The organism is Streptosporangium sp. NBC_01469 (assembly GCF_036227305.1).
Classification (GTDB): domain Bacteria; phylum Actinomycetota; class Actinomycetes; order Streptosporangiales; family Streptosporangiaceae; genus Streptosporangium.
The window spans coordinates 1773755-1790655 of the sequence record NZ_CP109465.1 but is presented as its reverse complement, the minus strand read 5'-3'; the positions used below and the strand labels follow the sequence as shown (position 1 = coordinate 1790655).

Here is a 16901-nt window from a genome sequence, read left to right as displayed (position 1 = left end):
GGTGGTTCGGGCCGTGTTATGGCCGGATCCGTAGAACCGGCCCCATGCGAGAAACCAGCAGAACCACCGCCGAGCCACCCTTGACCGCACGTGTGCGACAGGAATGGGGGAAGTTCCGCACCCGGGGCCGGATGATCGCCATGGCGTCCGCGATCCTCGTCACCGTCCTGCTCGGGCTGCTCTACGCGATCACGCTCGGCAGCGGCTCCCACTGCAGCAACGGCCCGGTGGAGGTCCCCTGCCCCACCGATCCGGTCGGGCCGCACGGCCAGGCGGTGAGCGACACGTTCTACTTCGCGCACCAGCCCATGGGCGAGAACGGCAGCATCACCGTCCGCATGACGTCCATGACGGGCATCATCACCTACCCGCCGCCCGACCACGACGAGATCGTCCCCGGTCTCGTGCCCTGGGCGAAGGCCGGGATCATCATCAAGGACGGCGTCACCCAGGGCTCCTCCTACGCGGCGCTGATGCTCACGGGCTCGCACGGCGTACGGATGCAGCACGACTACACCCACGACACGGCCGGCCGCGCGGGCGGCGTCTCGGCGGAGACACCGCGCTGGCTGCGCCTGACCCGCTCCGGCGACACCATCACCGGCCACGAGTCGGCCGACGGCACGCGATGGACGAAGGTCGGCACCGCCCACCTCGCCGCGCTGCCCGAGACGGTGCGGGTCGGGCTCTTCGTCGCGTCCCCGGGTGACCTGACGCTCACCCCTGTCGCCCTCGGCGGAAGCCTCCCGGCGTCGCGCTTCACCCAGGCCACCGCCACCTTCGACCGCGTCAGCGTGGAGGGCGGCGCGCCCTCCGGCGAGTGGAGCCGCGGCAGCGTGGGCGAGATGGGCCACACCGACTGGGAGAAGTATCACCGGGCGGCCGGGCTCGTCGAGTCGGACGGCGCGTTCACCGTCACCGGAACCGGCGACATCGGGCCGGCCGGTACCGCGGGCGGCCGCCCCGTGGAGAGCACCCTCGTCGGCCTGGTCATCAGCCTGATCATCGTGCTGGTGGTGGCCGTGCGGTTCATGACCGCCGAGTACCGGCCCGGCGGGGCCGGTGCCGCGCCGCTCACCGGCGGGACACTGGCGGCGAAGGCCCTCGTGATCGGCGCGGTCACCTTCCTCGCCGGACTGGTCTCCGCGGCGGTCGTGGTGCCGTTCGGCCCGGCGCTCCTGCGCGCCAACGGCCTCGGCGTCATCTCGGCACCGGCCCTCACGGGACTGCGGGTCGTCGTCGGTGTCGCGGCGATGCTCGCGATCGCCGCCGTCTTCGCGCTCGCTCTCGGCGCGCTGCTGCGGCGAACCTGGACGGCGATCCTCCTCACGATCTCGGTGGTCATTCTCCCGTACCTCCTGGCGGCCCTGCCGCTCCTGCCCGACGAAACGGCCAGGTGGCTGCTACGCGCCACACCTGCCGCCGGCTTCGCCGTCCAGCAGACCGTCCACGAGTATCCGCAGGTGGTCGCCCATTACGCGCCGTCGGCAGGCTACTACCCGCTCGCCTGGTGGGCCGGGCTCGCCGTGCTCTGCGGCTACGCCGCGGTCGTATTCGTCCTGGCCCGCTCCCGGCTGCGCCGCCCCACCTGAGGCGGAGGTGGCGCGGATGAGGTATCCGGGGAACCTGGGGACGGAGAGGATCCCGCGCGGGTGAAAGACGCCATCCGGGTCCACGACCACGGCCGATCCCCACCGACCATCCTGAGTCCACAACCACGGCCGATTTCCGCCAGCACGTCACATCGGCGAAGCCGACCATGGATCCATGAGCACTCTCCGCGCATCCGCCATCGAAGCCGAGGTCGCCGCCGAGCTGCGCGTCCGCGACGATGCCGGGCGCCCACCCCGCATGATCACCGACACCGAGGGAGGCTCCCCGCTGCGATGCTGCCTGCGCCGTAGCCTCCCGGGAGAGCGACTCGCGCTGCTCTCGTACGCGCCGCTGCGCCGCTGGGGGGCGCGGACCGGGGGTGATCCCGGCCCGTACGAGGAGCTGGGCCCGGTGTTCGTCCACGCCGAGCCGTGCGAGGGGCCCGGCGGGACGAGCTACCCCGTCGACATGTGCGGCGAGCGGCGGGTCTTCCGCGCCTACGACGCCGACGGCAACATCCTCGGCGGACGGCTGGTGGATCAGTACGTCAGCCGCGACGCCACCGCGGCGGAGATCATCCTGTCGGAACAGTTCGCGGACCCCGACGTGGCGCTGGTACACGTACGGGCGGTGGAGTTCGGCTGCTTCCTGTTCGAGGTACACCGCGCCTGACCTCCACGCTCACGGAGAGGTTGGGCTGCCCCGAGCCGTGACGCTCACGGAGGGGTCGGCGGCCCCGGACCGTGACGCTCACGGAGGGGCCGGCGGCCCCGGACCGTGACGACCGGCGGCGGCCCGGCCGGCGAACGGTCCGGCGTCGCCGTCCCCACCTCGGCCGGCATCTCGACGATCGGCACGAAGTCGGGAGGATCGTGCAAGAGCCGGGTTGGATCGGTCTATCACGGACCGCATGGCTCGCGCTTCGATGGGATGACCATCCCAACACGCACTGGAGCCACGCTCATGCCGCTCGACCACTACGTCACACTCGGCCGATCGGGGTTGCGGGTCAGCCCGTTCGCCCTCGGCGCGATGACCTTCGGAGAGGATCCCGGGGGCGCCGGGTGCAGTGTCGAGGAGTCGGAGAAGATCCTCGCGGCCTACCTGGACCGCGGCGGGAACTTCATCGACACCTCGAACTTCTACACCAACGGCCACTCGGAGAAGATCCTCGGCGACTTCTTCGCCGCCCGGCCCGGACTGCGCCGGCATGTGGTGCTGGCGTCGAAGTTCTTCACCAACCTCTTCCCCGGTGACCCCAACGGTGGCGGTGCGGGCCGATCGTCGATCATCGCCCAGCTCGACGAGACCCTGCGCCGCATGCGTACCGACTACCTGGACCTGTACTGGTTGCACAACTGGGACCGGCACACCCCGCTCGAGGAGACACTGCGCACCCTCGACGACCTGGTCCGGGCCGGAAAGATCCGTTACATCGGGTTCTCCAACACGCCGGGCTGGGTCACCGCCCAGGCCCAGGCCACGGCGCTGCTGAAGGGCTGGACCCCGCTGATCGCGCTGCAGGTCGAGTACTCGCTGCTGGCGCGCACCGTCGAGGGCGAACTCGCCCCGCTCGCGCTCGATCAGGGCATGGCACTGGTTCCCTGGAGCCCGCTGAAGAACGGCTTCCTGTCCGGTAAGTACCGGCGCGGCACCCGGGTCACCGACTCCGCCCGCACCGCCTTCGTCGGCGGCCCCGGCGAGGACGAGTTCACGGTCATCGACACCGTCGCCTCCATCGCCGACGAGCTCGGGACCACGTCCGCGGCGGTCTCGCTGGCCTGGCTGCGCGCCCGCGAAGGCACCGTGGTACCCATTCTCGGTGCCCGGCGGGTGGAACACCTCGACAGCAACCTCGCCGGTCTGGAGGTGACGCTCACCCCCGAACACCTCCGCACGCTGGACGAGATCTCGGCTCCGACCCTGAACTACCCGGCACCGATGCACGGCGCGCTGCGGGCGATGCTGCAGTTCGCGGGGACCACCGTCGACGGTGAGACGTCCACCGTGTACCCACCGCTGTCGCAGAGTGACGTCCGCTACTAGGTTTCCGCGACGTCCCGCCACGGCCCCCGCACCGGCACCGGCACCGGCACCGTGCCGACGCGTGAACACGTCCTTGTCCTGGGCAAGGACCTTCTTGGCTTGAGCGAGGAGCTCCGGCAGAGCAGGGCCGAAGAGGGCCTCACCGCCGGAGCACCGGGCCGGCCCGTACGTCCGGGACCGCTGCCGATCCAGGGCTCCGGCCCACGGGGTGTGGTCCGGCACACCAATCTGGTCAGGTTCGCCATGTATGCGCTATATTTCATATGTAAGAAGTTTCTTACAGGTGAAGGAGTGTCATGACAGGGGTCGCGCCGACCGGTGACGAACTGGTCGTGATGCTCGCGGCGCTGGCCAACCCGCTGCGGCTGCGAATCGTCGCGAGGCTCGCCGGCGGGCGTGACTATGTGAGCCACCTGGCCCGCGACATCGGGATCAGCCGGCCTCTCCTGCACATGCACCTGCAGCGGCTGGAGGCGGCCGGGCTGATCACCGGCAGCCTCGAGCTCTCGGAGGACGGCAAGGCCATGAAGTACTACGAGGTCACGGACTTCCACCTGCGCCTGACCGCCTCGACGGTGGCCGAGGCAGTCCAGACCCTTACCCGATCGGACCCGGAGAAGGGTCCCGCACCCAAGGAGCGGCCCTGAATGGACACGACGACCTGGCCGGGCACGGTCCTGATCCTGGGCCTGTCACTCCTGGCCCTGATCCTGCTCATCGGCACCGCGGCGACAGTGCTGGAGTTCCGCAAGCTGAAGATATCCGCCACCGTGCAGGAGGACCTGCGCCAGCTCGTACGCCGCTACGAGCAACTCGCCGAGACCACCATGGACGCCCAGCAGCGGATGTCGAACGACCTCTCCGAACTGCGAGCGCGCGCGGCCTCGATCGAGCAGATCCTGCGGACCGTCGAATGAACGGACACCTCGGCGAATGAGAAGGACACGATGAAAGCGATCATCCAAGAGAGGTACGGCTCCGCCGAGGTCCTGAGACTCGGTGAGGTCGACAAGCCGGTGCCCGGCGACAACGAGGTTCTGGTACGCGTTCACGCGGCATCGGTGACCCACGGCGACCTGGTGACCATGACAGGTCTGCCGTACCTGGGCCGCCTGGCGTTCGGGCTGCGCGGGCCGAAGGAGAAGGTCCCCGGCCGGGACATCGCCGGAAAGGTCGAGGCCGTCGGTAAGAACGTGACGCGCTTCCAGCCGGGCGACGAGGTGTACGCCGAGGTCTCCGCCGGAGGCTTCGCCGAATACGTCCGCGTCCCCGAGAACCTGCCGTCCCCGAAACCGGCCAACCTGACCTTCGAGCAGGCGGCGGCCGTACCCTGGGCGGCGAACACCGCGTTGCAGGGTCTTCGCGACCGGGGCGGGATCGCGAAGGGGCAGAAGGTCCTGATCAACGGGGCGTCGGGAGGTGTGGGCACCTTCGCCGTGCAGATCGCCAAATCGTTCGGGGCGGAGGTGACCGGCGTGTGCAGCACGAGGAACATGGAGCTGGTCCGCTCGATCGGCGCCGACCACGTCATCGACTACACCCGGGAGGATTTCACCAGGGGCGACCGGCGCTATGACCTCGTTTTCGACCTGGCGGGGAATCACTCGTTGTCCGGCTTCAGACGCGCGTTGAGCCCCGGGGGAATCCTCGTCCTGTCCAGTTCGAAAGGCGGTCGGTGGTTCGGGCCGATGGGCCGGCTCGTGAGGGCGCTGGTGTTGTCGCCGTTCGTACGGCAGAGCCTGCGCCCGTACATGGCGAAGCGAAGCCAGAAGAACCTCACCGATCTCAAGGAGATGATCGAGTCCGGGCGAATCACACCGGCGATCGACAGGACCTACCCGCTGAGCGAGGCCCCCGAGGCGATGCGGTACTTCAGCGAGGAGCACGCACGGGCGAAGGTCGTCATCACCGTGTGAGACCGAGAGCACCGTGTGAGGCCGAAGCCGCGTGGAGCAGGGGCCGCATGAAGCAGAGGCCGCATGAAGCAGAGAGCACCGCGTGAGACCGAGGCCGTGTGAGACCGAGGCCGTGTGAGACCGAGAGCCGCCCCGCGAAGGGGAGTTCGGACTCCTGACCTCCCGCTCGCGAAGCCGCACACCGATCTTCTCGGCGAGCCAGGTGAACTCGGGGCATGCGGCCGCAGGGCCGGGGAGAGGGGTGGGCCGTCTTCGGGACCAGCCACGGTGCGCACGCGCGGGGGGAAACACCGGAGAAACGCGCCTTCATGTTGTGTGGCCTCACGACCGCTGTGATCATCTCGGCGGTGCGACCCGTAGAGCACGATGTGAGGACCCCGACATGACCCTTTCAGCCGATCCCCATGTCCCCGACCGGCGCGCGTTCCTGCGGCGAGCGGGCCTGGCCGTGGCCGCGGGTGCGAGCCTTCCCCTGCTGAATTCCGCTCCGAGCCCGGCCTTCGCCTCCGCGGGCAACCCTGATCAGCTGTTCAAGGAGGGCAGGTTCGCCGCGGCCGAGCGCGGCTATCGACACCTCCTGCGCGAGGACCCGCGCAACGCGCACGCCTTCGCTCAGGTCGGCTATATTGCCCTGCTGTCCAACCGCTTCCGCGACGCGGAGAAGCACCTGTCCAAGGCCGTCGACCTGCAGTCGGGCGACGTCGCCTCGGCACAGCGGCTGGCCGAGTGCTTCATCCGGCAAGATCAGCCCGCCCGTGCGGTATCGCTGCTTCAGAGCACCGGCCGCCCTCGCGACAAGGCGTACGCCGACCTCTACTCCCACATCAGCGGCAAGCCATGGCAGATTCACGGGGCGCAGAGCGCGAACGTGCCCTTCGCCACCCTGGATCCTGTGCCTGCCGTCGAAGCCACCCTGAACGGCGGGAAGCCCAGGACGTTCTGGCTCGACACCTACGCGACGCTCGACCTGTCGCGCGAGGTGGCGGAAGAGGCGGGCATACGCGCGGTGGCCTCCCACTCGGGAGGGGTCGCCAACAATCAGCCGATCACCATTTGGCTCGGCATCCTGGACTCTTTCAAGATCGGTGACATCGAGATCCGCAACCTTCCGGTGCAATGGAGCGACGCGCGGCGGCCGCCCCTTCCTGACGGGTCACCGGCGGCGGGCGCGTTCGGAACGACGATCTTCTACCACTTCCTGACCACGATGGACTACGCCGGCCGAGCCCTGATCTTGCGGCGCAAGACCAAAACCCCGCCGCGAGCACGCGCCACCGACCGGCTCCCGCTGTGGCTGGCCGGGGACCATTTCCCCTGCACATTGGGCAGTCTGGGCGACTACGGGCCGCGGATGGTCACCGTCGACACCGGCGGCATCCGCAGCGGCGTCGACACCACGGTGGAGATCGCCGAACGGTTGGGCATGAAGGTGGACTACGACCACCCGATCGAACAGCCCGGAGCCAAGCTCTATCCGATCACGGCCGAGCGGATCAGCCTGGGCAGGGCGGTCGGGCGCAATCTGCGCGGCCACGCGGCCGAGAAGGTCTTTCCCGGATTCCCCGGCCCAGGCCAGTCCGCGCAGTTCGGCTTCGACCTGATCGCCAACTTCAGCCACGAGTTCTTCAAGCCCTTCGCCATCACCTTCGACTACACCGACATGCATCTTCACATCACGCGCAAGTGAGTTCTGCCGTCCGGTCATCGGCCGGCCGATCTTCTCAGCGAACCGGGTGAACTCGGGGCAGACCCGCTGCCCTCGCAGGTGGGATCGAGGGTGACAGGATGGCAGGGGTCCGATATATGTACAATGACCGCGAAATTAGCTGACCTTGCCGATCGGAAGCAGGGCGAATGACAGGGCTGTCCCCAACCGCACTGGTGCCGATTCTCGTCCTGCTCCTGCTGTTGGGGATCGACACCTGGATCTACGCCGATGCCAGGGAGCGGCTGAAGCGAGGCGATCCCGTCGCCTTCTCGTTCGGGTCCCTCAGGGTGGAGACTCCCCAAGCGTGGTTCCTGGGATCCCTGATCCTGTGGGTTGTCTTCTTTCCGCTCTACCTGACCGCCACGGGGCGAAACCCCTTCCGGTAACCGTCGCCGGATCCCGAGCATCCGAGATCAGGATGAACCCGAAGACAACCAGGGCCCGGGTCGGGATCACCTGGGCCCTTTCGCCTCGGGTGGGTGACGGGAACGTAAGCCGAAAAGTACCGGATGAAGATCAAGGCCCAGGTTCTGGTAACCATTCCTGAGAGGTCAAGCGTCCCTCAGGAAGGAGCGCACCAGTTCAGTGATCTCTGCGGGAGCGGTCTTCGGCGTCCCGGCGTCGAACGGTGGCTCCGGCGCGTATTCCAACCCGAGCTGGATCGCCATGGCCATGTCCTCGCCCGCCAGCAGGGACGCGAGGTAGAGCGCCATGTCGATACCGGCCAGCACGCCGCCCGAAGTTATGATCTTGCCGTCCCTGACGAAGCGCTCGTTGACCGGCTGTGCCCCGAACTGCGCGAGCAGGTCGTGGGCCACCCAGTGAGTTGTCGCCCTGACCCCCTCCAGCAGGCCTGCCGCGCCGAGCGTGAGCGAGCCCAAGCACACCGAGGTGGTCCATGTGGTGGTCGGGTGCGCCGCCTTCACGTAGCGGATCAACTCCTGGTCCGCCATGCTCCGCTTCACGTCCTTGGTACCCGGCACCACCAGGACGTCGGGGCTGGGCAGGTCGGTGAAGGAGGCGGTGGCGGTCAGCGTAACCGCCTCGTCGGCGATGACGCCTGGCCGCTCAGCCACGAAGGTGACCGTCGCGCCGGGAACGTTCCGGAGCACGAAGTACGGTCCCAAGGCGTCCATGGCGTCATAACCCGCGTACAGGGGGATTGCGATGTGCATGTCAGCTCTCCTTGTCATGGAATCTGCGCCGGTACTCTCCCGGTGAGATCTTGAGGTGGCGGCGGAAGACGCGATAGAGGGTCTCGGGCGTCCCGAGTCCGACCCGGGTGGCGATCCGGTCGAGCGGCTCGTCGGTGCCTTCCAACAGTCGCCTGGCCGCCGCCGCCCGCGCGTGCTCGACATAGCGTGCGGGTGGCACGCCGACCTCGGTCCTGAACACGCGTGAGAAGTGGCGGACGCTCATGTTCACGCGTCCTGCGAGGGCCTCCACCGACAGGTCGGCGTTCAGGCTCTCCTCGATCCATCCCTGCAGGTCACGCAGAGGCTCACGCTTTGGCGTCCGCGCGCTCAGCGGCGTACTGAACTGGCTCTGTCCGCCCGGTCGCTGCAGGTACACGACCAGCCAACGAGAGATCTCCCTGGCCAGATCGTGCCCGTGGTCGTGAGCGACGAGAGCGAGGGCGAGGTCGATCCCCGAGGTGACCCCCGCCGAGGTCCACACGTTGCCATCGCGCACGTAGATGCGATCGGCATCCACCCGCACGTTGGGATGCTCGCGGGCGAGCATGTCCCCCACCGCCCAGTGGGTGGTTGCCCGCCGTCCCTCCAGCAGGCCGGCCTCGGCCAGCAGCAACGTGCCCGAGCAGATGGATCCGACACGACCCGACTCCCCGGCGAGCCTGCGCACCTCCGGAACCAATGCCGCCGTGTCGGCGACAGCCGTAAGGGCGGGGAGACCGCCGACAACCAGCAGCGTGTCGATCGGACCTTTCACACTTCGCAGCGGCGTCTCAACGACCACGGTGACGCCGGACAGGGAGCGCACGGCCCCCGCCTGGACAGCCGTGACCTCCACCCGGTAGTCGGCCCTCGGATTCAGCAGTCCGGCCGCGGAGAAGACATCGACCGGACCCGCGAGATCGAGCAACTGGAAGCCGTCGAAAAGCACGATGACGACGCGTTGCGACATGCCGCCATACTTGGCCCTCCGCAGCCTTGGCTGCAAGGACACATATCTTGCAGATTCAGCCATGGTGAAGAGCCGTGGACCTTACAGGGGAAGCCCGTTGGCAAGTCGAGCCGTCGACGGGCTCCTGACACGCGGCCGGGAACCGCCTGTGTGAAACGAAGGATCTCCAGCCCGGCTGGTAGTTGGACGGCACCGGCACGCCACTCGTGTCCGGGCTACAGGGGGAACCTCACTGGAGCGTCTGACCGGTCACCCCGCCCTGAAGCCGGCAGAGCGGCAGCGCGGCGGTTATCAGGCTGCTCGTCTGTTCGATTCGGTTGTGGTCGCCTGTCTCGCCCGTGAGCAGGGTCCGGAACTGGGTGAAGCCCGCCAGCAGGTCAAGGGCCAGCTGAAGATCGAGGTCGGCGGGTAGCTCGCCGCGGCGGACGGCCCGTTGCAGCATGTGCTCGCAGGTGGCCCGGCGGGGCACTCGGATCGTGACGTTGAAGGCCTCGGCGAGCCGTGGATTGCGACTCGCCTCGGCCGTCATGTCAAGGACGATGCGAGCAAAGAGCGGGTCGCTCAACGTCGTGGCCGTGGCACTGACATAGGCACGGACGTCGTCTCGCAGGTTCCCGGTGTCGGTCATGGGAACCTGCTTGCCGGCGATGATGGCGACGACGTCCACCACCATGGCCTCCTTGGACGGCCAGCGCCGGTAAAGCGCCGCCTTCCCCGCTCCGGCCCGGCGGGCGACCGCCCCCATCGACAGCCCCGCATACCCGATCTCGGCGAGCTCGAGGGCTGCGGCCTCGACGATCGTGTCGGTGACTGTCTGTCGCAGAGCGGCGGTGCCGCGGGTACGCGCGGGGATGTCGGGCATGCAACCACAATATCGCGAGACGGAACGGTTGCGTTCCGATTGGCGCCACACTAACCTGCAAACGGAACGCAACCGTTCCGCCTCGTAGCTGCCGGCTGCGCATACGGAGAATCGAGACGCGATGGCTGACTTGCAGGACCACGTCGACGTGCTGATCGTCGGTGGCGGCCCGACCGGGCTGACGCTGGCGTGCGAGCTGGCCCGACGCGGTGTCTCCACAAGAGTGATCGACAGATCTACCGACTTTCACCGCCAGTCACGTGGCAAGGGAATCCAGCCGCGCAGCCTGGAAATCCTCGATGACCTCGGAGTGGTGCGGGAGTTCCAGGACTCCGCGACGGCCGAGATGCCGGCCCGGATCTACACGGGCACCCGGTTCGTGGCCGAGCTGCATCTCCTGGCCGGCATCGAGCCGCGTCCGGACGTGCCGTACCCGAGCCTGGTTCTCCTGCCGCAGTGGCGCACCGAGCAGATTCTTCGCGATCGCCTGGCGAGCTGGGGCGTGCGGGTGGAGCTCGGGCTCCAACTGGTGGGGCTGCGCCAGTCCGACCACGATGTGGAGGTGGAGGTCGCCGAGGTCGCGACGGGGGTCAGACGAACGATCTACACCTCCTACGTCGTCGGATGCGACGGAGGGGGCAGCACGGTGCGAAGGTGCGCCGGCATCTCCTTTCCCGGCCTCGTCTCGGAAACCGAGCGGTACCTGCTGGGCGATGTCGAGGTCGACGGCCTCGCGCGGGACGCGTCATACGTCTGGTACGGCGAGGACCAGTCCTCCGTCGGGCTTGCCCTGCTGCCCGGCACGAATGCCTGGCAGTTCGGCCTCACCGTGCGCCCCGGCGAGGAGGGCGCGGGCGAGGAGCCCTCACTGGAGCTGTTCCAGCGCCTGTTCGAGCAGCGGACCGGCAGGCGTGATGTCCGGTTGCACGATGCCACCTGGCTCTCGCACTTCAGTTACAAGGTGCGGCTGGCAGACCGGTATCGGGCCGGGCGGGTCTTCATCGCCGGTGACGCGGCGCACGTCCATCCGATCGCCGGCGGCCTCGGCATGAACACCGGTATCCAGGATGCCTACAACCTGGGCTGGAAGCTCGCGCTCGCCGTACAGGGCCGTGCGCCCGAATCGGTGCTGGACACCTACGAGCAGGAGCGACGTCCGGTGGCCGAGTCGGTGCTCAGGACCAGCGGAGCGAGCATGACCGCGTTGTTCTCTACGAAGCCGCTCATGACGTTGCTCCGCGACAAGGTCGTACTCCCGCTGCTGCGCCTGCCCGCCGTGACCAGAGCCCTCGTCGGCAAGACGTCGCAACTGGACGTGAACTATCGCAAGTCCGTGCTGTCCGCGCACGGTAAGAGGCGGAGAGGCCGGGTTCGCGCCGGCGACCGGGCGCCCGACGCCTGCCTGGACGCATCGACCGGAGAGCAGGCACGGCTGTTCGACGTCTTTCGAGGCACGCACTTCACTTTGCTCCAGTTCGGCGCGATCGACACCGAATTCGCGGACAGGATCGAGGAGCTCTTCGGCGACGACGTCCATGTCCGCCACGTTCTCCGCGTCAGCGCCCCTGCGGCCGGCACGGCGGCGAGAGTCCTGCTCGGCGCCGCGCATCGCACCTACCGCGCGAGCCGCGGCGAGTTGATCCTCATCCGCCCGGATGGCTACGTGGCCCTGCGCAGTCCGCGGGGCGGTGGCGATGCCGTCATCAAATACCTGAGCACCCTTCTCATCGAAACCTCGTCAGCGGCGGGGGACGTGCGGCGAAGGACCGGCGATCATCGGGGCGGCGGCGTCGGGACCGGTGGTGGAGACCTCAAGGCGGGGTCGGGCGTGCCCGACCCCGCGCATGGATCGTTCGTCGACACGACCGCCGGCCTGCGGCGCATCGACGCGAATCGGGGCGCTTTCGGCAGAGACGCTCCCTGAAGTCATCGGCTTGATCTTCCCCGTACTCCTCATCTGCGGCTTCGCCTTATGGGCGGTGGGCATGATTCGGACGTTCAGGCAGCGTCGCGTACTCCGATACACCGACCGAATGAGAGCTGAAGAGCTCACCGGACGGGTCCGCCAGTGGGTTACGAGAAGCAGGCAATCCAGCTCGTCCGGCATGAACTCAGGCGAGCCAAGGGGTCAAAGATTAAGACGTCGTTGACATGAGAACCATCATGCCGCCGTTGAGAGCAGGAGCGGGTCATAGTCAGCCCAGCGACACCTTCCATAGACCGTACGCGGCAAAAGAGATCCAGATCAGGATGAACGGACCGAAAAACAGGGCCACCGAGACCAGCCAATAGGACCGTGCGGGCAACCTCGAAAGTGCCCGGACTGCGAGATTGACCACCGCCCACAGGGCGACGAAGAGTCCTACACCGCCAAGCATGATCAGGTGAGGCAGGATTCCGTCGTTGTCGGTGGGGTCCCGTTCCGTCAGGCCCAGAGCGGCCAGCGGGTAGTTGGCGAGGAAGTACCAGACGAGAAACAGCGGAAAAGGCGCGAGGCAACCGAACAGGATGTTGACCGCGAGCGGGGCCAACCACGCGATTCGCCTCGGAGGTGCGACGGTATCGGTCATGGATCTCCATAGCAGCGCACGATGGTGGACATGCACCTTGGACACGTCACGATACTGTTTCCCTAAGCCCACCTCCGCGCATACGGGGCCGACTCCACCACTGTGCCGTCACGCACGACCAACCCGATGGTGGTGCGGTGAATGGACCACCAAATGAGACCATTCATGAGATCAGCTTCCATGGCCGGGCTGTAGCGACGACGTACGACAACCCGTTGCGCAGCGTGCTCGCGCCGCCGTCACCATCATGATCATTCCACGTACGGCGCACGTCGCGCGCGCTGTGGCCAGAGATCGAGCCGGCGACTGTTCAAGACCACCATGATGTGGTGCTGTCTGCCCCTGTTGCTGTACGTGGCCGCCGTACTGAGCGAGAAAATCGCGGGTCGCATCGGGTTGGAGATCATGAGCCTGGTCCGGGCGACGCATCCGGTCAGTAGCTCGGGATGGAAAGTCTCAGTGATCAGTGTGCCGAACCACGGGCCGGGCCTACCCGGTGGAACCGCGGACGACCAGCGGGGTGGGCAGGATCCGCGGGAGGGGGGTGACGCCTTCGTTGATCATCGTGATGACCGCCGCGGCCGCCGCCGTACCGAAGCCCGCCTTGTCCTGGGCCAGCGTCGTCAGCCCCGGCGGCACCAGCGCGGCCAGCTCGATGTCGTCGAATCCGACCAGCGCGATGTCCTCGGGCACCTTCAACCCCGCCTCGGTCACGGCCCGCAGCGCGCCGATCGCCATCTCGTCGCCCGCGGCGAACACAGCGTCGGGCGGCTCCTCCAGCTCCAGCAGGGCGCGCATCGCGGCGTAACCACCCGACAGGTAGAAGTCGCCCTCGACGACCAGCTCCGGCCGGTGCGCCAGGCCGAGCGCGGCCAGCTCCTCCAGGTAGCCGCGCAGCCGCTCCGCGCCCGGACTGGTGCGGGCCGGGCCGGTGATGGTGGCGATGACCCGGCGCCCGGTCGCGTGCAGGTGACGGACCGCCTCACGCGCCCCGCCCACGTTGTCGGAGGTGACATAGGTGGTCCACGGCCCCTGGACGGGCCGGTCGAGGGAGACGCACGGCACCTCCGACGCTGCCAGCGGCTGGAGCGAGGGGTCGGCCCTGCCGTTGTCTATGAAGACCACGCCGTCGAGGTTGTGCCTGCGCACGGCGCGGAGAAAGCTGTCGGGTGTGCCGTCCTCGCTGGTGGCGAGCATGAGCAGGTGATAGCCGCGCTCGCTCAGCGCGGTCTTCAGCCCGATGAGGATCTCCTGGAAGAACGGGTGCCGCCAGCCGGGGCGGCGGTGGTCGGTGTCCCAGATCAGGCCGACCATGTGGGACCTCTTGGTGGCCAGGGTGCGGGCCGACTCGTTGGGCAGGTATCCGATGCGTGCCGCGGTGCTGAGAATGAGCTCGCGGGTCTGGGCGTTCACCACCTCAGGGTTGTTGAACACGCGGGAGACAGTCGCCGACGACACCCCGCAAAGGCGCGCCAGCTCTCGAATCGTTGCCACGGGCGTACGTTATCGCACCTCGCTGAAACCGGTTTCATGTAACCGGTTGCATGGAAGTTATGTGAGAGTCCGCACCATGTCAACCCAATGCCGCAAATTTCCGGCGCGTGACGTTTCTGTGACTTGACAGGGGATGGTGGCGTTCTGTGGAATATCCCACTGACAGGCCGATGCCGCACCGTTGCCGCGGGGCTCGGCCTTCTCGTCGCATCTCGCAGTCACCCTTCCTCTCCCTTCAAAGGAGTCCCAGGTGTCTGCTGGACGAATCCGTCTCGCCGCCGGAGTGCTGGTCATCGGCGTGCTCGCCACCGGTTGTGGCGGCTCCCCCTCCACCGGCTCCACGCCGGCCGACGGCAAGGTCACCCTGACCCTCAACCTGTTCGGGAACATGGGCTTCAAGGAGCTCTACGCCAAGTACGAGGCCGCCCACCCCAACATCAAGATTGTCGAGAGAACGTCGGCGTACAACGACCACCACCGCAACCTCGCGGCGCACCTGGCCACCGGCAGCGGCACCGCCGACATCGAGGCGATCGACACCGGCTTCGTCGCCCAGTTCAGAAACCAGCCCCAACACTTCGCCGACCTGCGCGGGCACGGCGCCGACCAGCTCAAGGACCGCTGGCTGCCGTGGAAGTGGGAGGCGTCGCTGGCCAAGTCGGGGGCCCAGATCGGCTACGGCACCGACGTCGGCGGCCTGGCCATGTGCTACCGCCGCGACCTGTTCGAGAAGGCCGGGCTGCCCACCGACCGTGACGAGGTCGCCAAGCTCTGGCCCGACTGGACGTCCTACTTCGAGACCGGCAAGCGCTACACCGCCAAGAAGCCCGAAGGCGCCGCGTTCTTCGACGGCGGCCCCCAGGTGTTCAACGCGATGATCGGCCAGGCCGAGACCGGCTACTACGACACCCAGGACAACGTCGTGGTCGCCACCAACCCCGCCATCCGCTCCGCCTACGACGAGGTGCTCAAGGCCGTGGCTGACGGCCAGTCGGCCGAGCTCGTCGGCAGCTCACCCGCCTGGAACACCGGCTTCGCCAAGAGCCAGTTCGCCACCATCGCCTGCCCCGCCTGGATGCTCGCCAAGATCCAGGACCAGGGCAAGGCCTTCGCCGGGCAGTGGGACGTGACCGCCGTCCCCGGCGGCGGCGGCAACTGGGGCGGCTCCTACCTGACCGTCCCCGCCCAGAGCAAGCACCTGAAGGAGGCCGTGGCGCTGATCGCCTGGCTGACGGCGCCCGAACAGCAGATCGAGGTGTTCACCAAGCACGGCATCCTGCCCTCCACCGTCGCCACCTACGACAAGCCCGAGGTGACCGGGCTCAAGCACGAGTTCTTCAACGACGCGCCGATCGGGCAGATCTTCACCACCGCCGCCCGCACCCTCAAGCCGCAGTACCAGGGCCCGAGGGCCGGCGACATCCAGACCGCCATCCGCGACGCGATCAACCGCGTGGAGGAGGGCAAGCAGGACGGCGCCGAGGCGTGGACTCAGATGCTCGGGGACGTCGAGCGCATCAGCAAGTGACGCGCGTCGATCCGTGAGAGCCGGGCGACGGCGGGCGGTAAGGGCCCGCCGTCGCACCCCTTCCCCCGAGGAGCCGACCGTGACCTCCGTCTCCCCCGAGGAGCCCCGACCGTGACCTCCGTCAGATCAGGGCCCCGGCGCCGCTGGGCCTACCAGCTCGACGTCAAGGGCTCACCGTACCTTTACATCGCCCCGTTCTTCCTGCTGTTCGGCGTGGTGGGCATGTTCCCGCTGCTGTACACCGCCTACGTCTCCCTCACCGACTGGAACCTGCTGGACCCGGCCCGCGAGTGGGTGGGGCCGGCCAACTACGCCGGGTTGCTGGCCGACGACTACTTCTGGAACGCGCTGTTCAACACCGTCAGCATCTGGCTGCTGTCCACCGTGCCGCAGCTGCTGGCCGCGCTGTTCATCGCGCACATGCTCAACCGCAGGCTGCGCGCCCGCACGCTGTTCCGGATGGGCGTGCTGCTGCCCAACGTGACCTCGATCGTCGCGGTCACGATCATCTTCGCCCAGCTCTTCGGCCGCGACTTCGGCATGGTCAACTGGGCCCTCGACCTGGTGGGCCTGGATCCGATCGACTGGCAGGCCGGCACGCTCTCCTCGCACGTCGCGATCTCGATGATCGTCATCTGGCGGTGGACCGGATACAACGCCCTCATCTACCTGGCCGCCATGCAGACCGTCCCCGAGGACCTGTACGAGGCGGCCCGGCTGGACGGCGCGAGCCAGTTCACCCAGTTCTGGAAGATCACCGTGCCGATGCTCCGCCCCACGATCATCTTCACCGCCGTCGTGTCCACCATCGGCGGCTTCCAGATCATCGCCGAGCCGCTGCTGTTCCAGGCCGGCACCGGCAACCCGACCGGCGGCTCGGACCGCCAGTTCCAGACCGTCGGCCTCTACCTCTACGAGCAGGGCTTCAGCATGTACGAGTTCGGCTACGCCTCGGCGATCGCCTGGACGCTCTGCATGATCATCGTGGTCATGGCACTCGTCAACTTCGCCATCACGCGCAGGATCAGGAGCAGCTGAC

Annotated in this window: 16 protein-coding genes; 11 read left to right on the top strand and 5 right to left on the bottom strand. The window is 67.9% G+C overall.

The genetic code is table 11. The features are described 5' to 3' along the window. Positions 1-131: 131 nt before the first annotated feature. The 8 genes from OG587_RS07990 to OG587_RS07955 all read left to right on the top strand — a co-directional run bounded on the left by OG587_RS07990 (position 132) and on the right by OG587_RS07955 (position 7649). Positions 132-1592, top strand: coding sequence for a hypothetical protein (locus OG587_RS07990; RefSeq protein ID WP_329088289.1), 1461 nt, complete (start codon positions 132-134; stop codon positions 1590-1592). Positions 1593-1767: 175 nt separating this feature from the next. After that, the gene (locus OG587_RS07985; protein WP_329088288.1) at positions 1768-2265 is read left to right on the top strand and encodes a DUF1203 domain-containing protein; all 498 of its coding nucleotides are present in this window, start codon (positions 1768-1770) and stop codon (positions 2263-2265) included. Between the two features lie 258 nt (positions 2266-2523). Then, complete coding sequence (locus tag OG587_RS07980; protein ID WP_329088287.1) at positions 2524-3639, top strand: aldo/keto reductase; 1116 nt, start codon at positions 2524-2526, stop codon at positions 3637-3639. A gap of 296 nt (positions 3640-3935) precedes the next feature. Beyond that, positions 3936-4286: an ArsR/SmtB family transcription factor gene (locus OG587_RS07975; protein WP_329088286.1), complete on the top strand. Its 351-nt coding sequence runs from the start codon at positions 3936-3938 to the stop codon at positions 4284-4286. Then, the gene (locus tag OG587_RS07970; RefSeq protein ID WP_329088285.1) at positions 4287-4556 is read left to right on the top strand and encodes a hypothetical protein; all 270 of its coding nucleotides are present in this window, start codon (positions 4287-4289) and stop codon (positions 4554-4556) included. Between the two features lie 30 nt (positions 4557-4586). After that, a complete protein-coding gene (locus OG587_RS07965) occupies positions 4587-5555 on the top strand; it encodes an NAD(P)-dependent alcohol dehydrogenase (RefSeq protein WP_329088284.1) in 969 nt (322 codons plus the stop codon). A 382-nt stretch (positions 5556-5937) separates the two neighbouring features. Beyond that, positions 5938-7242: an aspartyl protease family protein gene (locus OG587_RS07960; RefSeq protein WP_329088283.1), complete on the top strand. Its 1305-nt coding sequence runs from the start codon at positions 5938-5940 to the stop codon at positions 7240-7242. 167 nt (positions 7243-7409) lie between these two features. Further along, on the top strand, positions 7410-7649 hold the full coding sequence (locus OG587_RS07955) for a hypothetical protein (protein ID WP_329088282.1): 240 nt from the start codon (positions 7410-7412) through the stop codon (positions 7647-7649). 165 nt (positions 7650-7814) lie between these two features. Here the strand turns inward: OG587_RS07955 and OG587_RS07950 are convergent, their stop codons facing one another. The 3 genes from OG587_RS07950 to OG587_RS07940 all read right to left on the bottom strand — a co-directional run bounded on the left by OG587_RS07950 (position 7815) and on the right by OG587_RS07940 (position 10270). Continuing rightward, positions 7815-8438, bottom strand: a complete 624-nt coding sequence (locus OG587_RS07950) for a DJ-1/PfpI family protein (RefSeq protein WP_329088281.1) — start codon at positions 8436-8438, stop codon at positions 7815-7817. Between the two features lies 1 nt (position 8439). Next, positions 8440-9408 (bottom strand): GlxA family transcriptional regulator, encoded by a 969-nt coding sequence (locus tag OG587_RS07945; RefSeq protein ID WP_329088280.1) that lies wholly within the window; start codon positions 9406-9408, stop codon positions 8440-8442. Between the two features lie 229 nt (positions 9409-9637). Continuing rightward, complete coding sequence (locus OG587_RS07940) at positions 9638-10270, bottom strand: TetR/AcrR family transcriptional regulator (protein WP_329088279.1); 633 nt, start codon at positions 10268-10270, stop codon at positions 9638-9640. A gap of 121 nt (positions 10271-10391) precedes the next feature. Here OG587_RS07940 and OG587_RS07935 point away from each other — a divergent pair, with 121 nt between their 5' ends. Further along, positions 10392-12194 (top strand): FAD-dependent monooxygenase, encoded by a 1803-nt coding sequence (locus tag OG587_RS07935; protein WP_329088277.1) that lies wholly within the window; start codon positions 10392-10394, stop codon positions 12192-12194. Positions 12195-12465: 271 nt separating this feature from the next. Here OG587_RS07935 and OG587_RS07930 read toward each other — a convergent pair whose 3' ends face one another. Both OG587_RS07930 and OG587_RS07925 read right to left on the bottom strand, forming a co-directional pair. Next, positions 12466-12840 carry a hypothetical protein gene (locus tag OG587_RS07930; protein ID WP_329088275.1) on the bottom strand — a complete coding sequence of 125 codons (375 nt, stop codon included), beginning with the start codon at positions 12838-12840 and terminating at the stop codon, positions 12466-12468. 489 nt (positions 12841-13329) lie between these two features. Further along, entirely contained in the window at positions 13330-14334 is a 1005-nt protein-coding gene (locus tag OG587_RS07925; protein ID WP_329088273.1) for a LacI family DNA-binding transcriptional regulator, read from the bottom strand. A 250-nt stretch (positions 14335-14584) separates the two neighbouring features. Between OG587_RS07925 and OG587_RS07920 the strand changes: the two genes are divergently transcribed. Beyond that, a complete protein-coding gene (locus tag OG587_RS07920) occupies positions 14585-15862 on the top strand; it encodes an ABC transporter substrate-binding protein (protein ID WP_329088271.1) in 1278 nt (425 codons plus the stop codon). 111 nt (positions 15863-15973) lie between these two features. Further along, positions 15974-16900, top strand: coding sequence for a carbohydrate ABC transporter permease (locus OG587_RS07915; RefSeq protein ID WP_329088269.1), 927 nt, complete (start codon positions 15974-15976; stop codon positions 16898-16900). Position 16901 lies beyond the last annotated feature (1 nt).